Below are 17,547 nucleotides of genomic sequence, written 5' to 3'. Positions count from 1 at the left end.
GCGTTTAAGCACTTTTCGCGGCATTTCAGGGCGACTGTGTCTGCGCGTGATGTCTGTGAATCCTCCATGCCCCTGCGAATGCAGCACCAGCAGCCAAACACCCGGTCGCGAACTGCCAGGGTGACTCATAAATGATCGCATTGGAGAGCCAGAGCAGGCAGTTCATGCCGATCACCAGCCGGAGTCGGACCCCAGCGAGGAAGAAAAAGGCATAGGTGACACACGAGCTGCCCACGGCAAGGACTACCGAAATCGGCCCGCTCCATGTCACCGCAGCCGCAACCCACGTTGCGCCCATGAATGCGCTGCACAGAACCACCTTTTTCCGCAACGACAGCTTATCTGGGCGAATGGCCATGTAATTGCGCAGAAAGATTATTGAGCACAACGCTGTAGCTGTTGCAGAACCAATCGACGCGTTATGTGCGATGGTAAATAACGACGCCCAAAAGGCGTTTCTGCGTAATGCAGAATCATTTTTGACGATAAGCCCCGCAACGTTCAGGACTAATGCGATAATCCCTGTCGCATGGGCTGAGAGAAATAACCAGTCTATTTTTTCCATCCAATCCACTCCCCGATACCTGAAAATTATAAATGATGCAACCTGCAAATCTAAATCCAGAACTGATCATTCGTCTTGCCACAGACGAAGATATCGAATCAGTGGATCTGCTGCGCATTGGCGCTTACAAAAGTGCGACATGGTTCGCGGCTGAAGACTACGACCGCCTGAAAATGGCATCCGACCCCGAAGGAACTGTCGTTCTTGTGGCTGAGCCCCATGATCAACCCGGTACGCTGCTCGGAACAGTGGCCATCGCAGTCTCCCAGGACCGGCAGTCGCTGGAGAAAGCGGTCGGCGCCAGCCTGGAAGGCCGCAGCCTTCAGTTCCCCTGCGCTACTGTTATGCGCCTCGCTACCGCTGAGAAAGCCCGAGGCATGTGTATTAATCACATTCTCCGGGCCTGTTTTGTTGGACAGGCACTGCAGGATGGCTGGGAATTCTTCTGCTCCTCGCAGGCCAAAGGAACCCCTAATATCGAAGCCATGAAGCAACTGGGTTACCGCTTTGAAGAAGTGCCGTCAGCATTGATGAGTACCGTAAAGGTTGCCGACGACTCTCTAATGCTCAATTGGCTATATCGCGAAGACTTTATCGACACTCTGTGCAAGATAAACGAATACTTGGCGGCTAAAAATGCACCGCGCTGGCAACTGGTTGAACACCAAACCAACTAAAAGCGTCTTTTGAACTCATCGCCTCGTCCGTCATTGGTGCCGGCGAGTGCGAACACAGAGGAGAGCCATTCAGAAAAATTGGGGTGGCAATCTGGTGCTGGCCCAGATGGTCCTTCTGAACCAGCCCCAGTGGTTCAACTTGTGGATGAGCCAACGCCTGGACGACGGAATTGACACTGGAGCAGGCGATTCCTCGCGATCCCAAAATGGCCTCCCACTCCTGCGCATCCAGGCGTGAGAACGCCACCTGGAGGATGGCATTCAGCTCACCAGCACGATCTAGGCGCACGTGGTGCTCGGCGAAGTCGAGAGCAACGTGCTCTCCGACTCCCAGCAAATTGCAGAGGGTCGTGAATTGCTGATCGGACCCGATGGTCAGCATCAGGTAGGTGCCCTGATCGCAAAGGAAACGGCCGAACGGGCTGATAAACGGGTTGGCATTCCCGACAAGCGTCGGGCTGCGCCCAGTGAGCAATGTGGACTGAGCGAAAGGCCCAAGGAGCGCGAACCCCGAGGAGAACAGGTTCGCTTCCACTTGCCCGCCCTGGCCGGTGGCCTGGCGCTGGTGGAGCTTGGCCACAATGCCCAGCGCAGCGAAAAGACCGGTGGACTGGTCCAGGATCGGCGGCGCTGCCTTCATCGGACCGCAATCAGCGTTGCCAGTCAGGCTCATCCACCCGGAAGCGGCCTGCGCAATGGCGTCGTACCCAGGGCGGTGCGCGAATGGGCCAGAGCCCCCAAAGCCGGTGATCGAGCACCAGATGAGTTTTTTGTGCTCCTGCATGAGCTGATCTTTGCAGAGCCCCAGTCTCTTCAGCGATCCCACTTTGAAGTTTTCCACCACCACGTCGGCCTTGGCGATCAACTCACGGATGTGCTCCAGATCCGTCGGGTCTTGCAAATCCAGATGCATCAGCCGTTTGCCTCGATTGGCTGCGAGAAAGTGCGGAGCCACCTGCTCACGGTGAAAAGGAGGGCCCCACTTGCGCGCCTGGTCGGGGCTTTGCGGGGACTCCACCTTCAACACCTGAGCGCCCAGATCCGCCAGCAGCATCGCGCAGTACGGGCCAGAGAGAATCCGGCTGAGATCGACAACTCGGATTCCCTGGAGTGGGAGGGGCTGGTGCATGTGAATTCGCTTTCGGCTTGGACTTTAGGAGCTGTCGCGGCCCATGCCCACTTGAACCAAAAGCAGGCGCGCGGGTGCGCGGGTCTAGGCACTGATCTCCGAGGGGAGGGCTGTACGCGCAGCCGTTCAGCTGTCGGAGGCTGAGGTCAATGCCGCTTAGGATTATCCGAAGCCGCCCCCGCGTAAAGGGGGGCGAAAAGCACGCAAAACGCCTCTGTTTAAGGGTGGAGGCCGTTATTCGCTTGGAGATGCTGCGGGCGACCCGTCGGTGACTGAGTTCTCGCCCTCAAAATTTTTACGACACGCAAAGGTGTCTGCACAGGCTACGCTTGACGAAGCTGATATTTCTGAGATGCTGCGAGGGCTGAGTAGGCGGTTCGGCAAATCAATGCTGCCGCCTAGAACTGCGCACTCACCATTCAAGAAGGAGAGGGAAGTATGAGAAAGCTGGTTATCTTCGCAGTGGCTATTTTTTCTTTAATACGAATTGGAGAGGTTCAGGCCCAAGAAAAAACAAGTGGACTGCAGTGTATGGCTGAGCAACTGTCTAGCTGTAAACTGACAAATACAAGCGTGAATGCATCAGCTCTAAATACTTACAGTAGGGCATTCAATTGCATGAAATATGGCAGCACAAGTGGGACAAATTTTAATTTCAGTATTCCTATTCCGGAAGTTGGTCCGGTGGGATTTGGTTATGGGAACTCCGCTCAATATTCGACCGAGATATGTCGCGAAGAGATAAAGAAATTGGAATCCTCTAGCTTCGTTAAGACATATAGCGAGGTTTTCAGCGCTGATTGTGGAAAAACACTGGCAGGGCAGTACGAGCAATGCCTCGCAAAAAAGGTCGAGCTTGAAAAAATAGGCACTCCGGCGATTCAAAGTCTGCAGTGCAATGCCGTTCAATCTAGCCGGAATATGGTGATCAATCTGCGCTATACGCCTGCTGTGCAAGAGGTACCATCTAACTATACAGTCAGCTCGGTTGGCGGTGTAGCAGGTTTATCCTGTGAAAAAGGAGTTGTTCCAGGTATATACTCACCCACGTCTATGCACTGTGAGGTACCTCAAAACACTGGTAGCGAAACAATTATTGTGCGACTGGCGAATACAGTCTCTTGCCAAGTTCCCTTGAGAACGGAACGGGCCGTTGAAATATCTTCCGCAAGAAAGAATTCGTGTGCCAGTGTTCTCGGTAAACCAAACATCCTGGGAGACCTTGAGCCTATTGTTCGAATGAACGCAATCGGCATGTGTGACTCATGCTTGGCTGCAAATCTCGAAACTCCTGATAGCGACCAACGCACACTTGCAAGTCGATTGAGGGGATGCCTTGTATGGGCCACTCAGAACATTAGTGGAACTTCTTTTTGCTCAGCGCCGCCAATGTCGACAACGGGAACACCTGGATTCTCAAACCCGTTTGATACGGCCTCGATACCAACATTAGGCTCTCCAATCGGTTTTGTAAATCCATTTCAATCACCTGCCGATAACCAAAATGCAAAATGGGGCCACATTTCTATGAGTCAAATTTCCCCCGCTGAAATGCAGATCAAAACCAATCATGCAAAAAATCTCTGCATCACGTCAAGTGATACTGAGGTTCTTGTGCGTCGTTTATCAAATTCCCAAAAGATTCCTATTGACTATCTGGCCTCTCCGGAAGGGCAAAACCCTATGTTGGCAGAGCTCATAAAGGCAATAGATAAGGAAATTAAGTAATAAATGCGACTTGGGGTGGCGCTGCATAGTTTTTTGCCATGATCCATCCCGTCGTTTTATTCACTTGTGGCCTGTTGGATTGTCCAGTGATCGATTTATCGGGTAATATTACTAGTATTAGCCGATAAGTATGGTGTGACGCCCGCGAAATGAACAACACTCTTGCCGTTACGCCTTGCCGACTTCAACATCTTGAAGACGGGTCTCTTTCAGCGATGAAGGAGCTCCATGTGGTGTTTGATCTGTCCGTCGCAGTGTCTGTGGGTCGCCACTTTGTCTGCCTCGATCCTTTGTCGGCGACGGCGAGGCATGAAGTGACCAACCTGCTGGGCCGATGATGGGTTTGACCCCACCCCGCATTGACGTGACGGTTGTCACCGATTCTGGCGATACCCTCGTGGTGCCGCGTAGCGCCCTGTTGCAGGTGCCATTGATCGCTACGGTCGTGGACGTGACCCACGCCAACTACCCTTCAGGGGTGAAAACCAAAATCACTCTCACCGAGCAGATAAACGGCGTGGACGGCCAGCGCGGCTCTCGCACGTTCATGGTGATGGAGAGCTACCAAGCGGTGTGCATGCTGATCAAACACGCGGAAAACCATGACCACACCTGAGATCAGCGCTGAGGCGACGCTGAACGACACGCTCAAGCTGCTGGAGGAGGTGTCCGCCTACCTCAAGCGCTTGCCGCACGTTCCGATCACGGCCGAGTTGGTGCGCAAACTGGACGCGCACTTGCAGACGCCCGAGACCATGTCAGCCAGGCGCTTGGCCGAGGAGCATGAAAGAGCGCAACGCGCTCGGGGAGCCGCAATCTTGTCGCCGCTGGGTGTCCCATTGGTGGAGCTGGAGGTCTACGCAGATCGAGTGAAGATCCAGATCACGCCGGTGGAGCAATTCCAGGGCCATGCGTTTCAACGGCTGGTGTCACGAGAATTCATTGAGCTGCCACTGGGCCCGCCGCGCGAGGGGGGAAGCGTTTTCCGACGGCGGAAGCCGCCTCAGTAGGAGACACGGCGATTCAGAATCTCGGCTGCAGGGAAGGTCAGTTTTTGGCGGGAGCCGAATACCAGTAGTTTTCAAACACCAACTTGAAGATCATCCACCAGGCATAGATACCTTGGTGACTGCTTGGCGCACCAGGTGGAAGAAGGCCGTGAGCCAAGTCGTTGCGAATGTTGGGGCCCGTCTGATCACAAAAGACGGCTGAGATTTCAAACGTCCTGTCTGGGCCAAAAATGGACAACATCTCAGGCTTGGCGATGAGTGTGCTCAAGCCGTGCTCCATTGCCACGCCGTCCTCTTCCGGCCATGCCGTTACGACATTCTTACGCTTGAGCTGACAACGCACCATGTGTTCCAGCTGTGGTACCAAGAGGTGGAGTGCGGTGTCAAAGTCTCCTTCGAACCCCGCCTTCAGTCCTTTGGCCACCAATGGCGCACGCTCGTTTGGGACGACCGAGGAAAACGAGCAAATCCCCAAGAGATCCTGTTCCTCGATGAGGTGATCCAGAACAAGCTGATGCCACGCGGGAAGGATTGCCCCGTGACAGACGAGCTTCACCGAGATCATATGGTGCTCCACCATCTTGCGCGAGATCGCGGCGTTGTTCGTACCGCTGTCCGCTGTTGCGCCGGTGTCATAGGCTGGCGTTTTACGCACCACGCGCCCTCCGTCAGCTAGATTTACTGTGGCGAACAAGGAGCCGGCGACGTATTTCTCCAAGCTCTGTATCGCTTCCTGGCGGGCTGAGGCGAAGTGAGTCCAATGGTGGATTTCTGAGAAGGCGAGCAAAGCGTCAAGCAGTTCTTTGTTCTCCACAGAGGAGATAGCTGCGTCCGCGACCTCGCTTAAATCCCATGAAGGCCCATGACCGATAGGAAATTCCTCCAGCGACCTTGCTTGCGCTTCACCGTGAAGCCGCAACAGCTCATCAAGTTTGGCTTGAACGCCCCTGGTAGCGCGAAGCCGCGTTGGAATCGTCAGTAGTTCGTGACGTGCATCGTTGTACCAGTCCACGGCCGAGAAGAAGCTTGGACGTGGCGCACTGATGCGTCGTGTGGCTTCATCAATGTAAATTTCAGAGATCAAGACCGAAACGTCGGAAGTACCTTCATGGTCGTGCAGCAGGCGATACAGTCTTTTTGCAAGAGTGAGATGAGCCGTCGCCTGATAAAAGTTTCCCTGAATGCGTGCTTGTCTTGAGCGATCCACCAGCAGCCCAGCCAGGCTTTGATAACTGGTCGAGCCGAGGCTGAAATCGATCAACATGCCGACGACCGACAAGCTGATGTTCGTCTCGTTGCCAGGTGCCAGCTCAGATTCACAAACACCCACGAGTTTGTCGGTAACGCTTGAAATGTACTTCTCGCCTTCGTCCCTCTTGTACACCTGCAATGCAAGCGTTAGCCCGCGACGCCAGCATTGTTCACTGCCAAGTGTCAGCCATGAATCCAGGTCGAGGGGCATCTTGAAATAGGCTTGCATGGCAGCTTGTGCATGCAGGGGGTTTCTCTTGGGCTTTCCGGCGAGCCATGCAATATCCGCCAGGCGAGCCCTGAGCGCTGCGTCATTCACAACAGGGTAGACGCTGGCGATCAGCGAAACGTACGCTTCAAAGCTGCCCACGTCGCGCGGCATGTTGAATTCGGTGCGAGCTCTCGGGTGAAAAGGTTCATTCCGGAACTCCGCGCGCAGCTGGAGCGAACACGCATCGGCAAGGAGATAGATCGCTCTTGCTGTGCGGAATTCACCTCGTTTGTGTGCCTGTGATCCCAGGTCTCGAAGGAGGGTCCACCAGTCGTCGACGCTACGAGGAGGACCAGGTTCCAAGCCCCAACAGCTCGGAGTGAAATCCTCCATGGTGATCTCGGTTGCGTCGTGAGGGCGATGGTCGGAGAACATAAGGGTGATGGGCGAGGAATTGGCGGCTGTCCGTCGACCCACCGAACGCAGAAAAATGGTCAATGTCACATTGTCGACGTCAGTCCCATGCTCTCAGATACCCGTCCACCCGTGGCAACCCAAAAAAAGCTATTTGGATTACACGACGTCGCCGCCTCGCTGGCGCTCGGCTGCGTACTTCTGGGGCTATAACACCATCGGCCGATTGCGACGTCCGCAAATCGTGAGTGCTTCGCACTACAGGAAGGGAGCACTCCTGGGGAGGGGGGAGGGTAGTCCATCCTACCCAAACCCGCAGGTGGTCCTTATACTGTAGTTATGTACAGTGATCGCCTCCTCATAGCACCGCAACCCCTGGCCATCGAGTCTGGCCTGTTGGAGTTGCCGCTGGCGGGCGCCACGGTGCGCGCAGGCTTCCCATCGCCGGCAGAGGACTTCGCGGTTGACCGTCTGGACTTGGCCTCGATCCTCATCACGCACCCTCAGGCAACGTACTTCATCGGCGTCAGGGGGGACAGCATGCAGGGGGTAGGAATCTTTGACCGAGATCTATTGGTGGTGAACCGGGCATTGCGCCCCACCCACAACGACGTGGTCGTAGCTGTGATTGACGGCGAGTTCACGTGCAAGACCTACTGGCGCCGGAATGGCCGCGTCAAGCTTGTTGCGGCCAACCCGACCTTCCCCGACATAGTGCCCAAGGACGGGCAAGTAATCGAGGTGTGGGGGGTTGTGACTGCCACGATAAAGCGTTTCCGGCAGGGAAAGTAATTATCATGCCGATAATTTCCCTTATTGATGCGAATAACTTTTATTGTAGTGCTGAGGAAGCCTTCAGACCTAGCCTAAGAATAAAGCCGTTAGTTGTATTATCAAATAATGACGGCTGCTGCGTGGCTCGAAATGGCCTTGCAAAGCAACTTGGGATAAAAATGGGCGACCCCTGGTTCAAGGTCGCGAAAATGGTGGAAACTGATGGTTTGGTGGGCCTTAGTTCGAACTATCAGCTTTACGGGGACATGAGCAATCGAATGATGAGCCTTGCCGCGGGTTATGGACCTATACAATCCGTATATTCGATAGACGAAAGTTTCGTCAGCCTTGACGGCGTCCGTGGCGACTTGGTCGAAAGGGGTCTCAAAATCCGCGCTCGCATTTTGCAGTGGACTGGACTGACTTGCGGAATCGGTATTGGACCGACAAAAACGCTCGCCAAGCTGGCCAATCACATTGCAAAGAGTGCCGAACGCAAGCCTGGAAGCTATCCGGCTCACCTAGCGCGCGTTTGCAATCTTGCCGCCCAATCTCCCGGTGACCTCGAAGCCTTGCTTGGGGCAACGCCCGTCGGCGAGGTGTGGGGAGTGGGGCGCCGCATCGGGGCCCAGCTTGCAGAAGCCGGAGTTCTCACCGCGCTCGACCTGGCCAAGATGCATGCGCCGACAGTCCGCCGCAGGTGGAGCGTCATCCTCGAAAAGACCGTGCTGGAGCTGCGAGGAACGGCTTGCATCGAGATGGAAGAGATCCCCAGTGAAAAAAAGCAGATCGCGGTCACGCGGTCCTTTGGCAAGACCGTGACAGAGCTGGAGCCGCTTCTTGAGGCGGTCAGCGAATTTGCTTCGCGCGCCGGAGAGAAGCTGCGCAAGCAGGGGAGCTACGCCGGCGAGGTATACGTTTTTGCCCACACCTCGCCGTTTCGTCAAACGCCGCAGTTTTCGCGCGGGATGGTGGTTCCGCTTCGCAGACCCACGGCCGATACCCAACTGCTCGTGGCCGCAGCGTGCGAGGGGATGCGTCGCATCTACGAACCAGGGTTCCAGTTGGCCAAAGCGGGAGTAATGCTGCTCGATCTCGGCCCATCGACGTTGCACCAAGGTGAGCTGGATCTGGAGGAGCCAACCGGCAAGGACATGTCGGGGCTCATGAGTGCCATCGACGGAATCAATTCCCGATACGGAAAGCGAACGGTTTTCGTAGGGAGCGCGGGAATGGCCGAAGAACACCAGTGGGCTATGCGGCAGGAGCGCCGCACGCCGCAATACACGACGCGACTGGCAGACATTCCCATCGCGCGAGCGTGAAGGTTCAACCAGGGACCAACGACCGAATGTGATCCCCGGCATTTTCATCATCGTCCGTCGAGTACGAGTCGGCGATGCAGGCGCACTGCTCGACCACCGCAACGGTAAAGGCAAGCAGCTCGCGACTCATTTGCTGATCCGGGGCGAGCACACCGTGCGAACGAGCCATTTCTTCGAAATCCTCAATCCCAAGCGCGTGGGTTCGTTTCAGCCAGTTGTCCACGAGAGTTCCTTTCGATTAAGCCTACCAGGCTCAGTTTCCCCATTGTGGGTCAAACCTGAGCCACCGTCACGCCGGTTTGATGCCACTAATCCTGAAAGAGCCTTCACTGGATCAAAGCAGCAGGAGCATGAATTCATGTTTCCGAGCTGTCGAGCGGGAGAGGTTGATTTCAATGAAAAGCGCGTATAAAAGTAAGTTGGCGCATTGACGGATACTAGCGTTAATCAGAAAATGTCATATAAGCAAAAGACAACAGGATTCAATCAATGAAAATGGCGGGCGAACGGAAATTCCGACTCAGTCGATTCGGGGTAACACTTGCGGGTGTTTACTTCTTGGCAGCTGCTTTTTGTGTCTGTTATTCGATTGCAAATAAGGCAGACTCCAAAGGCAGCTATGTGTTAATGCAACTGCCTATCGCAATACAGGGCTCTTGGCTGCATCAAATGGGAGCGACGAGTTTTTTGCGCACGCTGTCGTGGCCTGAGGCTTATTTGGTGATTGCGGCGCCCACGATGCTCGTCTTATATGGAATCGGACACCTATTCGGAGCAGCATTGACCCGGCTGAGGGGTTTTTTCTGAGCAAAGGCCAAAATGAAGCTTTACGACGTAATCGAGTTCGACTGCGGACACGGCTGTTCGTCGGAAGGATTGGTTGTTTCAGTTGATGAGGAAACTGAGCGAGTAAAAGCCGTGGACTTCCTGGATGGGTCAGTTTGGGCCGGGTCAATGGACAACGCCCGAGTTTTGGCGCCCGAAGAAATCAATGAAGCTCTTATTCACGCAGGGGCGCAAATACGGCGGCTATTGCCGCCATACGGGCCATCAAAACCAAAAGATGAATTTGAAGCAGGCGGAAAGCCCTTTTAGCCCAGAGTGCGCCGCATCGGGATCAAAAAGCGGGGTAGAGGCTGTGAGGCCATAGGACGGCCAGGAAGCCCCGGAAGGCCGAAGTCCACCCTGCACCCTGTGGCGCCCGTTTTCGATCCCTTGGCGGGCCTGCAATCGCGTGCCTCATATCTTGACGCGTCAAGGCGGGAAAGTCCGCCCACCACCGGGGGTACAGCCGCGAAGAGCGATCACCCTGTGAATTCCGCTCGAAGGCAGGCCCACAGGCGAAGGGCCCAGGCGCCGGGCGCAGCAGGCGGCTGCAGCTCGTGTCAGAACACCGTAGCGCGGAACCTCTAGCCCCCAAAACCCAACCCAGCCAGTCGGTGCCTTCCGAGTGGGAAGCCCGGGACAAAGCGCCAGGTCGACCAAAGGCCCGTGCCAGAAGCCGAAGCCAGGAAGCAGCCGGCGTAACGCAGAGAGGTTGGCGGCGAGGATTCCAAGGGAGATTGAACGGCCCGAGCAATCCTGATTACGGCGCCGGGAACAGGTCTGAGCCCGATTTTGGCCGTGACGTCGGGGGCGTTTCGTCGGGAAAAACGGAAGGGCGACCGAAAACCATCAGCAGCCTGCATATCCACGCGGACAAAGCCATCCGCACGCGGCAGAAAGAAAACAATGCACTTTCATAGTCGCCAACTCCATCGAGCCCGAGAACATTAAACCGGGAGGAGCGCTGAGACGTCACTCTATGCATTTCTCATAAGCCCAGTATCAACACGCCGGGGGAAATGAAAGCAGGCGGGCGCGGGATGAAGTCCATCGGAGCCGTGGAAGCACTAAAACATCATCCCGTGAAAACGATAGCGGAATCGAAGGGTGCAAATCGAATTTAAGGCCTCGAAACCAGCACCTCGAAAGACAGCCCGGGGAACCGAACTCCAAATCGAGGGGAAGCAAGCCCGAAAACTCAGGTACTGAAGCCAAGGGGCCCAGTAAACATCAAGAGAGAGCATCGACCCTTAATGCATTTCTCATAAGGCCGGGAAATAAAGGCCGTGAAGACTAGAAAGGCGCCCCCCGAATGAAAACGGGGTGATATGCATCTACATGGTCCCGCCATCAGCCGACAGTTGTTGAATGACCCATCGAGCATCCACCCAATTCGCTGAGTCAATCCGAGGATGCTTCATCGACGGACTCTTTTGGAAACCTCATGACATGTCGAATCGACGTCGCTGCATTCACAATGTGCTTTGCTTTTCGTCGTACTACCTGAAGTTTCCTTTCGGTCTCAACGACCTTATCTATCTCCCAATCTTTTGCGAACTCCTTGAGCTTGTCAATACTGAATGAGCCATCAATACCTTTCTTGATGGGTACTCGAATGCTCACTCGCTTGTTCTTGGGTCCGTACCATTTGATGCCGGTCCACTTAAGGTCTAACGAGTTGCCTTTCTTGGTGCACGAGAGCTGAAGGGTGCTACGGGAATCCCAACCCTTGGCTTTAGCTTCGACAGCGTCAACGTGACTCAAGTACCCGTCTTGTGCTCTCACGGCTTCGTCAAAGAGCTCCCGGACACATGCCTCGATAGCGTCCATTGCATTGGTGTAGACGGAATTCTCAGGGTGGGGTACATCCATATGTTTACCGTGTGTTGATCTACCCGGTACTTCCATCCTATAGCTCCGAGGTGTTTAGCGGATCGTTTCTTCAGGATAGATGTACCAGGCCAAATTCATCCTAATAGGATGGAAGTACCGTTCATCTTAGCATACACAATACGGTAGCGGCCTCATCGGGATGGATTCACCCAGTCAATCCATCCGACTACAGGATGGAAGTATCTTAAGCACCAAAATTCGCGCAGTGGGGTTGAACGAAGCGGCGGACGTCTAGACACATGACAATAGTCGGGATGGATTCACCCGGTCAATCCACACTATTAGGAGTGAGAGACCATCAAACGAATGTGTCTCGCAGGCTCACCTGTTAGAGTCTTCTATAGGGGGGATTTGTGGGGTAGATCCATCCTATTACAGGATTGAATTGCATCAGTTTCTGGGGTTCAAGTCGAACTTGGTTGGGAGTACGTAGCTTGCACGGATTAGGAGCGACTGTGGAGCGACAGACCTAGTAGCGACCTGCGTACTGAGGGGCGACTGTGGTGATGGTGATGCGAATTGCTGATTGCAATTCGTGTACAATTAAATTGCAATATTGCACAGGAGGGAAAATGAACGTTGTTGGCATTGATATCGGCTACTCAGGTCTGAAATTGGCGTACGGTCCATCTGATGGCAAAATGAAAACAGTGTTGCGTCCAGCGGGTGCCGCCCCAGCGGATCGATTTGGAAGTCGCTTTGACGGGCGGTCGCAAGATGAGTTTTTGCATGTGATGGTAGATGGAGTCCCATTTATCGCGGGCGTTTCCACTGATCGGGCTGAGATGTGGGAGAGGTCACTTCATGCCGATTATGCAAAAACCGATTCGTACAAGGCGCTATTTCATGCTGGCCTCTTGCTTTCCGAAATGAAAGAAATCGACTTGCTGGTGACGGGTTTACCCGTCAATCAGTTCCAAGACGACGCCCGCCGTAAAGAATTGGAAATGCGTTTCACTGGTGAGCACCAGATCACGCCAAAGCGGACTGTGATCGTCAAAAAAGTGAAAGTCGTTGCACAGCCAATTGGTGGGATGCTGGACTACATTAACCAGGCTCAAGCAGACAATGACCACGTCGAAATTACCGATGAGCACCGGGTTCTCGTGGTGGACCCAGGTTTCTATTCGCTCGACTGGGTGCTGGTGAGCAATGGGCAACTTCAGCGTCAATCCAGTGGAACGAGCATCAAGGCTTCATCAGTGCTTCTGGAGCAAGCCGGAATTCTGATTGCTCAAGAATATGGGTCCAAGCCATCTATAGAGGCTATTGAAAATGCACTTCGGAATGGCAAAGACACAATTCTTCTGGCTGGAGATCGTGTGGAATTGAAGCCGTACCTGTCGAAGGCTAGTGAATCGCTGGCGTCGGTGACAGCGACTTCAATTCAAAAGTCTCTTCGGGTTGAATCCATGTCGCCTGACGTCGTTGTGTTAGTCGGTGGTGGTGCCCCACTTTTCCATGACGCTATTCAGGGCGCTTTTCCCAAGCTTAAAGTTGTCACGCCCAAAGACCCAGTTTTGGCGAATGCCCGCGGGTTCTGGTTGATGGGCGCATCCACATGAAACAGGGGAGCCTCAAAGTCGTCGTAGCGATTACTGAGGCCTACCCAACACTTATCTTCGCTTTGGGTCAGGTGCCTGAAGGGGTCCGCTCTGAGCGACTGAGAATCTTGGCTCTGCTGGGCTTACAGGTCGAGAATGGTTCTGTAGTTGTCTCTGCACCTGTCTCGGTCAAGACTGCAGATGCGGAATTAATGGCTTCGGGCCAGCCGCTGAAATTCGCTGTGGTGCTAAACGCGGCCCAGCCGCGTCTGTACGCTGAAATTGAAGCAACACCCTCTCGTTTTCGCGCAGAGAGGTTGCGATCATTGGCAGCGATTGGATGGCAAATAGAAAGTGGTGGGCTTGTGACTTCGGCCGCTTCCGTCAATCCGCACCCAACCAAAACACCGCATGTACAAATCGCAGAGTCCAAGCAAAGAGAACTTCCACAACGCAAGGTTGAAACTCCCTCTGTCGTGGTGCCATCATCAGCATCGTTGTCAGGCGAGAACGCGGCATTAGCTCAGAGTTCTGGCGAAGGGAGGGAAAAAGAAATGGACGCCAACGCGGTAGGGTCGAAAGTTCGTAAGTTCGCAAAGTTACTCGGCGGTCTAGATTGATTATGAGCAACTCAAAAAAGAAGGCATCACCTACTCAAACCCAGCAGGATGCCCCGAACGGCTGGCACATGGGGGAGCCGCCAGAGGGTGAAATGGTGGCTATGGCGTGCAGAAAGTGGTTTGCGATGCACGAAGGGAAATACATCGAGGTGATAGCGGGCGACCCGAAGCGTTATCTTGAAGGGTTGGCGCTACAGATCATGATGCAACCCACCGTCACTGTTATCTATGGTCGAATCTACATGCAGGGCGAGTTCCCATTTGTTCTAGACGAGCGTGGATCACCGGTTGCCGTGTATCCAAATTCTGTACTCGCCTGGAGCTATGTGCCTGACACACTTTGGAATCTTCAGGCAGTCGCCCTTACTGACATGGCCGTTCGCGTGGCGAAGGTGCCCCCTGAGTCAAGAAAAGACGCGTGATGGGTAAATTCCCTCGCTGGGATGTGGCCGTGCCGCTGGTTGGCCGTTTGCCAGCACGAGACAAAAACTTCGCGGATTTCAGCGGCACGACGCTCGCTAGGTAATGGGCCGATCCATTTCTTTCGCATCATCCTGGCAGCGAAGCTGGGTAATAGGGGTCTCCTCGTTTTCAGTGCAATAAGTGACGGTACGCAAAGCTAGCACTGGCGCGGGGGTGGTCTGGGTAGACCGTTGATTTCATTGACTTTCCTGTTCGCTTTGTAAACGGGTATGGTGGCCTCCCACTTTTGAGGTTCACGATGCAGGGTTGGCACACAACGTTTTTGGGGATGCGTGGGCTCCCCCGCGATATCAGCGACTTCGAGATGAAGGCATTTTTCACCTTCGATGGTGCCGAGCGCGACGCAATCAATGCACGCCGAGGTGATTCCCACAAGCTTGGTCTGGCGCTCCATATTGGTTTCCTGCGCATGAGTGGGCGTTTGCTCGGTGCCTTTCGGGTAATTCCAGTAGCCTTGTGGCGCCACCTTGGCAACGAGCTTGGCATTGCAGCACCAGAAGTCGCCTCGCTGAGAGCCATGTATGAACGCGGGCGCACGCTATTCGATCACCAACAAGTAGCCTGCACGGTCCTTGGATTCCAGTGGATGAGCGAGCACCAGCGCCGCTCACTGGTACGTGAACTGCGCGACGAAGTGGCGCGCTGCGCCGACCGCGATCAGCTACTCGTGCGGGCGCGTCAATGGCTGTACAAGAACAAGCTGGTGATCGTGCACGAGCGGGCAATTCGGACACTGATTGCGGCGGCACTTGCCCAGCTTGAAGTTGAAACAGGCACCGCCATCGCCGCCAGCGTTGATCCAGCAACACTTGATCGCTGGCGAGCCTCAGTTTCAGAGCTGCGCCCAGATGGACAAACCCAGCAGAGTTGGCTATGGGCTGCACCGGCGAAACACTCAACCCGCCAAATCAGCGAGGTACTGGAGCGCATCGACCTGCTTTACACGCTGGACGTTCATAAGCACCTGGCAGACATCCCCGATCTCATCTTGCGCCGCTACGCGCGCCGACTTGTCTCCAGGCCGCCCTCAGCCGGAGCCAAGATCAAAGAGCCAGCGCGCACCGTGGAGGTCGCATGCTTTCTTCGGTATTGCCTGTTCACCACCACAGACCAGTTGATCCTTATGGTGCAGCGCCGGATCGCCGATCTGTGGCGTCAGGCTGCCGCCGATGTCCCCGCTACCGTCAATTGGGCCGCAATGTACAAAACGCTGCTCGGCGAACTTGTTGCCTTGAGCGCGCAAGGTGCGGTGCCAGATGCTGAGTTGCGTGCCCGTCTTGAAGCCTTGATCACCGAAACCCAGAAACGCAAACCACCGAGCAGGGCCTCCCTGGTCCGCGAGGGATTGATTGATGGAATTCGCCCCGTGCGGTCGTTGCTCGTCGCCATTGCAAAGCTGCCCTGGCAGGCCACCGGCGAGCATCCTGCCATCGAGTACCTTGCCAAGCTGCAAGCTTTATATCTCAAAGGATCCAGAAAGCTGCCAGTTGAAGTGGTGGCACCAAGTCTGGGAATGATCTGGCAGGTTTCGATCTCCAGCCCAGACCGGGAACGGGCGTTTCAGGCGTTGGAGGTGGCCACCCTGTTTGCCCTGCGCCGCGCGGTGCGCAATGGCTCGGTCTGGATTGAGCACAGCCTGAGCTTTCGGGGTCGTGCGCGCTTGTTCTTCACGGACGAGCGTTGGCAGGCAGAGTCCAAGAAACACTATGCCCGTCTATCGTTACCCAGCAAGGCTGCCACTTTCTTGAAGCCTTTGCTGGCCAGAGTAACTGCCGGTGTCGATGCGGTGGCCGCTGCAGCCCGCAGTGGCGTACTGCGCGTGGATGATGAACTCCATTTGTCGCCATTGCCCGCAGAGGACGAAGACCCAGAAGTGACCAAGCTGCGCGCGGCTTTGGATCACCGCATCGGTGAGGTTCAATTGCCGGAAGTGATTCTGGCCGTTGACGCCCAGGTGCGCTTTAGCTGGATCATGCTCGGACGTGAGCCGCGCTCTACCGACGAGCTGCTGATGGTCTATGCCGGCATCATGGCCCACGGCACCAGTCTGACTGCGGTCGAATGCGCGCGCATGATTCCGCAATTGTCTGCCACCAGCATTCGCCAGGCCATGCGCTGGGCGCGGGACGAACGGCGTCTGAGCCAGGCCTGCCAGGCTGTGCTGGAATTCATGCAGCGACACCCGATTGCCGCCACCTGGGGGCGGTCCGATTTGGCATCTTCTGACATGATGAGCATGGAGACCACCAAACGGGTGTGGCAAGCCCGGCTTGATCCTCGGCGCAACACACCTTCCATTGGAATCTACTCCCATGTAAAAGACCGGTGGGGCATCTTCCATGCGCAGCCCTTTGTGCTCAATGAGCGCCAGGCGGGCGTGGCCATTGAAGGTGTCATCCGCCAAGAAAAGCTGGAGACCAGCCAGCTTGCTGTGGATACCCATGGCTACACCGACTTTGCCATGTCACATGCCCGTTTGCTTGGTTTTGATCTTTGCCCGCGGTTGAAGGAACTCAAACAGCGCCACCTCTTTGTGCCACGCGGCACCAAAGTGCCCGCAGAAATCGCTGCGGTGTGCGAAGCCAATGTCGACGTCGCTTTGATCGAAAAGCATTGGGATAGTCTGGTGCACCTGGCAGCCTCGGTCATGAGCGGACATGCCAGTGCGGTGGCAGCTCTTGCGCGGTTCGGTTCTGCCGCCCAGGGCGATCCAATCTATGAGGCTGGCGTGCAATTGGGGCGGTTGCTGCGTACGGCGTTTTTGGCTGACTACTTTGTCAAGGACGCTTTCAGGAACGAGTTGCGCCGGGTGCTCAATCGGGGCGAGGCTGTTAACGCCCTCAAGCGCGCCATTTATACCGGCCGGATCAGCCCGGCGCAGGCCAAACGTGTCGATGAAATGCAGGCTGTGGCCGATGCGTTGAGCCTGATGGCCAACATCGTGATGGCGTGGAATACCTCACAGATGCAGGCGGTCCTGGATCGCTGGTCGAACCGCCGCCAGGTCATTCCACCGGAACTGATCGGGAAGATTGCGCCCACCAGGCTGGAGAGCATCAACTTGCGGGGTGTGTTTCGCTTCCCGGTTGACCGCTATG

16 protein-coding genes are annotated in these 17,547 nt (G+C 55.3%); 11 read left to right on the top strand and 5 right to left on the bottom strand.

All coding sequences use genetic code 11. The annotated features are described in order from the left end of the window. Nucleotides 1-25 precede the first annotated feature (25 nt). Nucleotides 26-565, bottom strand: coding sequence for a YgjV family protein (locus tag ACSQ3Q_RS24585; protein WP_436137088.1), 540 nt, complete (start codon nt 563-565; stop codon nt 26-28). A gap of 32 nt (nt 566-597) precedes the next feature. Here ACSQ3Q_RS24585 and ACSQ3Q_RS24580 point away from each other — a divergent pair, with 32 nt between their 5' ends. Then, entirely contained in the window at nt 598-1,242 is a 645-nt protein-coding gene (locus ACSQ3Q_RS24580; protein ID WP_436137087.1) for a hypothetical protein, read from the top strand. Here ACSQ3Q_RS24580 and ACSQ3Q_RS24575 read toward each other — a convergent pair. Next, on the bottom strand, nt 1,196-2,371 hold the full coding sequence (locus tag ACSQ3Q_RS24575; protein WP_436137086.1) for a CaiB/BaiF CoA transferase family protein: 1,176 nt from the start codon (nt 2,369-2,371) through the stop codon (nt 1,196-1,198). The two genes, ACSQ3Q_RS24580 and ACSQ3Q_RS24575, sit on opposite strands and share 47 nt — an antisense overlap. Before the next feature lie 438 nt (nt 2,372-2,809). Between ACSQ3Q_RS24575 and ACSQ3Q_RS24570 the strand changes: the two genes are divergently transcribed. The 3 genes from ACSQ3Q_RS24570 (at nt 2,810) to ACSQ3Q_RS24560 (ending at nt 5,109) form a co-directional block, all read left to right on the top strand. After that, the gene (locus ACSQ3Q_RS24570) at nt 2,810-4,099 is read left to right on the top strand and encodes a hypothetical protein (RefSeq protein ID WP_436137085.1); all 1,290 of its coding nucleotides are present in this window, start codon (nt 2,810-2,812) and stop codon (nt 4,097-4,099) included. Between the two features lie 364 nt (nt 4,100-4,463). Continuing rightward, nucleotides 4,464-4,715, top strand: coding sequence for a hypothetical protein (locus ACSQ3Q_RS24565; RefSeq protein ID WP_436137084.1), 252 nt, complete (start codon nt 4,464-4,466; stop codon nt 4,713-4,715). Next, nucleotides 4,702-5,109, top strand: a complete 408-nt coding sequence (locus ACSQ3Q_RS24560) for a hypothetical protein (protein WP_436137083.1) — start codon at nt 4,702-4,704, stop codon at nt 5,107-5,109. The genes ACSQ3Q_RS24565 and ACSQ3Q_RS24560 overlap by 14 nt, the downstream gene beginning before the upstream one ends. A 37-nt stretch (nt 5,110-5,146) precedes the next feature. Here ACSQ3Q_RS24560 and ACSQ3Q_RS24555 read toward each other — a convergent pair whose 3' ends face one another. Further along, entirely contained in the window at nt 5,147-7,075 is a 1,929-nt protein-coding gene (locus tag ACSQ3Q_RS24555) for a DUF4209 domain-containing protein (RefSeq protein ID WP_436137082.1), read from the bottom strand. Nucleotides 7,076-7,324: 249 nt separating this feature from the next. On the opposite strand from ACSQ3Q_RS24555, the gene ACSQ3Q_RS24550 reads away from it, so the two are divergent. Both ACSQ3Q_RS24550 and ACSQ3Q_RS24545 read left to right on the top strand, forming a co-directional pair. Continuing rightward, on the top strand, nt 7,325-7,777 hold the full coding sequence (locus tag ACSQ3Q_RS24550) for a LexA family protein (protein ID WP_436137081.1): 453 nt from the start codon (nt 7,325-7,327) through the stop codon (nt 7,775-7,777). A gap of 11 nt (nt 7,778-7,788) precedes the next feature. Continuing rightward, on the top strand, nt 7,789-9,084 hold the full coding sequence (locus ACSQ3Q_RS24545; RefSeq protein WP_436137279.1) for a Y-family DNA polymerase: 1,296 nt from the start codon (nt 7,789-7,791) through the stop codon (nt 9,082-9,084). A 4-nt stretch (nt 9,085-9,088) separates the two neighbouring features. On the opposite strand, the gene ACSQ3Q_RS24540 is transcribed toward ACSQ3Q_RS24545, so the two are convergent. Then, nucleotides 9,089-9,307 carry a hypothetical protein gene (locus ACSQ3Q_RS24540; protein ID WP_436137080.1) on the bottom strand — a complete coding sequence of 73 codons (219 nt, stop codon included), beginning with the start codon at nt 9,305-9,307 and terminating at the stop codon, nt 9,089-9,091. A 596-nt stretch (nt 9,308-9,903) separates the two neighbouring features. Here ACSQ3Q_RS24540 and ACSQ3Q_RS24535 point away from each other — a divergent pair. Beyond that, nucleotides 9,904-10,179, top strand: coding sequence for a hypothetical protein (locus ACSQ3Q_RS24535; protein ID WP_436137079.1), 276 nt, complete (start codon nt 9,904-9,906; stop codon nt 10,177-10,179). A 1,131-nt stretch (nt 10,180-11,310) separates the two neighbouring features. Here the strand turns inward: ACSQ3Q_RS24535 and mobI are convergent. After that, the gene (gene mobI / locus ACSQ3Q_RS24530; RefSeq protein WP_436137078.1) at nt 11,311-11,781 is read right to left on the bottom strand and encodes a conjugative transfer protein MobI(A/C); all 471 of its coding nucleotides are present in this window, start codon (nt 11,779-11,781) and stop codon (nt 11,311-11,313) included. 593 nt (nt 11,782-12,374) lie between these two features. Here mobI and ACSQ3Q_RS24525 point away from each other — a divergent pair. The 4 genes from ACSQ3Q_RS24525 to ACSQ3Q_RS24510 form a co-directional block, all read left to right on the top strand. Next, nucleotides 12,375-13,367, top strand: coding sequence for a StbA family protein (locus ACSQ3Q_RS24525; protein ID WP_436137077.1), 993 nt, complete (start codon nt 12,375-12,377; stop codon nt 13,365-13,367). Then, nucleotides 13,364-13,966: a hypothetical protein gene (locus ACSQ3Q_RS24520; protein ID WP_436137076.1), complete on the top strand. Its 603-nt coding sequence runs from the start codon at nt 13,364-13,366 to the stop codon at nt 13,964-13,966. Before ACSQ3Q_RS24525 ends, ACSQ3Q_RS24520 begins: the two co-directional genes overlap by 4 nt. 2 nt (nt 13,967-13,968) lie before the next feature. After that, nucleotides 13,969-14,388 carry a hypothetical protein gene (locus ACSQ3Q_RS24515; RefSeq protein ID WP_436137075.1) on the top strand — a complete coding sequence of 140 codons (420 nt, stop codon included), beginning with the start codon at nt 13,969-13,971 and terminating at the stop codon, nt 14,386-14,388. 299 nt (nt 14,389-14,687) lie between these two features. After that, the coding region (locus ACSQ3Q_RS24510) for a Tn3-like element IS1071 family transposase (protein WP_436137074.1) at nt 14,688-17,547 on the top strand (2,860 nt) is incomplete at its 3' end.

Source organism: Acidovorax sp. LjRoot129 (genome assembly GCF_964253765.1).
Classification (GTDB): Bacteria; Pseudomonadota; Gammaproteobacteria; order Burkholderiales; family Burkholderiaceae_C; genus Acidovorax.
This window is presented reverse-complemented; position numbering and strand designations above follow the sequence as displayed.